Raw genomic sequence first — 3,051 nt, forward strand, 5'->3', positions numbered from 1 at the left:
TCTCCGGTCCCGCCCCTTCGCCGTGTGTCCGAGGGGATCAGCCGCGCTGGATGCCCGAGGTGTCGGCCAGCACGCCCTGGCTGCCGTCCGGCAGCTGGGCGACCAGCGCGGCGCCGCGCTGCTCGACGGCCAGGTACCAGGTGCCGGGCACGACCTCGCCGACCGGGGCGCCGGCCGGGTTGTCCTTCGGGGCCAGCTGGCGCGGGGCCGGGACGGCGAACCAGAACGGCTGGAAGTCCGCCGCCGGGGCGGCCGGCTGCTGCTGCGCGGCCGGGGCCGGCTGCGGGGCCGGGGTGCCGGCGTCGTGCGGCTGGGCGGCCTGGACCGGCTGGCCGGCGCCCGGGTAGCCGTAGCCGCCCTGGCCGCCGAACGCCGGGTCGTGGCCCTGGGCCGGGTAGCCGTACTGACCGGGCTGGCCGGGCGCACCCGGGTGGCCGGGCTGCCCCTGAACCGGGTAGCCGTACTGGCCGGGGACGCCGGCCGGGCGGTCGGAGACCAGCGGGGCCTTCAGCGCGGGCACCAGGGGGCTCGCGGCCGCCGCGCCGGCGAGCACGAGCAGCGCGATGAAGCCGAGCCAGGCGCCGAAGCCGTGGCTGATGCTGCCGCCGGACGGGCCGCCGCCCAGTGACCAGACCGAGGTCCACAGTGCCGCGACGGAGAAGGCGATGCCCCACTGGTCCAGCCGCAGGCCGAGCACCTGGCGGTTGGCCGCGGCCGCGCCCTGGAAGCGCTGCACCAGGATCAGCACCGCGGCGGCGATGCCCAGCAGGTAGATCGACGGCAGGATGGGGAACAGCTCCGTGCTCCACGCGTTCTGCGATGCGTTCGGTCCGCAGTAGCGGCCGCTGCAGCTCACGGTCCAGTAGGGCAGGAAGGAGGCGATGAACAGCAGGACGGCCGCGCCTGCGACGGCGGCGTCTCCCCTGGTGAGAGCGCGCAGATTCACTAACGTTCCCCTCGTTGACGTGTCGTGGACGGTGGTTCGCGCGGTCGGGCCGACCGGCCGAAACTCCCGAACGGACCAGAAGCCTAGGCCCAACCGTCCTGCCGGTGCACGGCGGGACGGGGAATGGGGCGAAGTCGTTGCAAACCGTGCGGTCCGGGCGGAGTGCCCTCCGCCGTCGGTGCGCGGCCCAACTCCCTTATCGCCCTTCGGCCTTCTCCTGGGCGGTCAGGAAAACGGTCAGCGCGTCGGCGATCCCCTGGGCCGCCTGCTGGCGCCACTGAGGGTCCGTCATCCGCTTCGCGTCCGTCGAGTTGCGCATGTTACCGCACTCGATGAACACCTTGGGGACGGTGGAGAGGTTGAGGCCGCCCAGGTCGGAGCGGGTGTCCAGGCCGTCCTCGGCGACGTAGTCGGCGTACGGCTCGCCGGTCGCGGCGTGGAACCGGTCGCGCAGCAGGAGGCCGAGGCGGCGCGAGGGTTCGACGATCGCCGAGGTGTTCGCCTTCCCGGCCACCACCCGGCCGGGCATGATCACGTGGAACCCGCTGCCGCTCGCCGGGCCGCCGTCCGCGTGCACCGAGAGGGCGACGTCGGCGTGCGCGTCGGCGCCCGCGCGGGCGCGTTCGTCGATGCACGGGCCCCAGGGGCGGTCGCCGTCCTGCACCAGCACCACCGTGGCGCCCCGGGCGGTCAGCAGGGCGCGGGCCCGGCGGGAGACGTCCAGGGTGTACTCGGCCTCGGTGTAGCCGGCGTTGGTCTCGGTGCCGGTGGTGTCGCACTCCTTGCGGGCGTTGCCGATGTCCACCTGGCGGTTGATCTCGGCGGTGTGGGCGGAGTTGCCGGGGTTGTGGCCGGGGTCGAGCAGGACGGTGCGGCCGGCCAGGCTGGTGGCGTCGGCGGCGGGCGGGGTCTCCGCGGCGGGCGCGGTGGTCGGTGGCGGTGCGACCGGAGGGGTGAGGGACGGCGCGGACGCGGTGTCGGCGGTCGGGGCCGGTTCTTCGGAGGTCGACGGTCCGGGCGACACGGCCGCCGTCGCCGCGCGCGGGGCCGCGGTGGCGCCGGCCGGGTCGGAGTGGTCGAGGGCCCGCCAGCCGAACCAGCCCGCCGTACCGAGGGGAACGGCCACGGCCGCGGCCGTGACGGCGCGCAGCAGGGCGGAGCGGCGGGGCGGTCGGGCGGCGGAACCGGTCACGGGTCGGTCAGATCCTGTCCTGGGTGCGCGGAGTCAGACCGTAGTTCTTCGCGATCGGGTTCCACTTGTTCATGAAGTCCGTCTTCGCCTGGGTGGCCTGCGGGTTGAGCTCGTCCGCGTGCTTCTTGTCCTGGGTGGCCGGGGCCCGGCCGGTGCAGCCCTGGGCGGCGACGGCGCGCGCCCAGCTCGCGTACGCCTTGTCGATGTCGGCCGACAGCTGCCAGGCGGACCTCAGCGAGTTCACCGCGTCGGCGCCGCCCGGCACGTCCGTGACGCTCAGTTGGGAGAGCTTGGCCAGCAGGGCGGTCCGCTGGCTCGCGCCGTTGTCGAAGACCTGCGCGGCGCTCTCGATGTCGGCCTTGGGCGGGCAGCTGGTCACCTTGGCGACGGCGCTCCCGATCGGGGCCTTGGCGTTCTCGCCCTCGCTGAGCAGGCCGTCCAGCGCCTGGGCCTGGGCCTTGGCGCCCGGACCGGGGCCGGTCGCGGTCGGGGACGGCGTGCCGGTGGGCGCGCCGGACGGGCTCGCGGCGGTGCTCGGCGCGCCGTCCGTGGGCGCGGGGGTGGGCGGCGGGTTCTCCGCCCCGGTCGACGTGGCGGCGGTCGGGGCGGGCGCGGCCTGGTCGTCCTTCTTGTCGTCGCCGCCCCGGACGGCGAACAGCAGACCGCCGCCGATCGCCAGCACCAGGAGCAGCGCGAAGCCGACCAGCAGCGGGGCCCGGCGGTTGGCCGGCCGGTCCTCGGCGTCCCCGGGCCCGGTCGGATAGTCGTAGTCGGCCTGGCCGTACGGGGGCTGCGGCGGGGCGGCGGGCGGCTGCAGGAGGTAGTCGTAGCCGGCGGGGCCCTGCTGCTGCGGGGGTTGTACGGGGACTGTCCCATCCCCGCGCATGATCGATACCGTGGAGGTTGACGGTGC

At 75.4% G+C, this 3,051-nt stretch carries 3 protein-coding genes; all 3 read right to left on the reverse strand.

Annotated elements, in window-relative coordinates; genetic code table 11:
* Nucleotides 1–37: 37 nt before the first annotated feature.
* The gene (locus tag ABZW03_RS39165; protein ID WP_355269397.1) at nt 38–946 is read right to left on the reverse strand and encodes a hypothetical protein; all 909 of its coding nucleotides are present in this window, start codon (nt 944–946) and stop codon (nt 38–40) included.
* Nucleotides 947–1,142: 196 nt separating this feature from the next.
* Nucleotides 1,143–2,138: an N-acetylmuramoyl-L-alanine amidase gene (locus tag ABZW03_RS39170; RefSeq protein WP_355269399.1), complete on the reverse strand. Its 996-nt coding sequence runs from the start codon at nt 2,136–2,138 to the stop codon at nt 1,143–1,145.
* A gap of 7 nt (nt 2,139–2,145) precedes the next feature.
* Complete coding sequence (locus tag ABZW03_RS39175) at nt 2,146–3,024, reverse strand: hypothetical protein (RefSeq protein ID WP_355269401.1); 879 nt, start codon at nt 3,022–3,024, stop codon at nt 2,146–2,148.
* Nucleotides 3,025–3,051 lie beyond the last annotated feature (27 nt).

The organism is Kitasatospora sp. NPDC004799, assembly GCF_040609095.1.
Taxonomy (GTDB): domain Bacteria; phylum Actinomycetota; class Actinomycetes; order Streptomycetales; family Streptomycetaceae; genus Kitasatospora.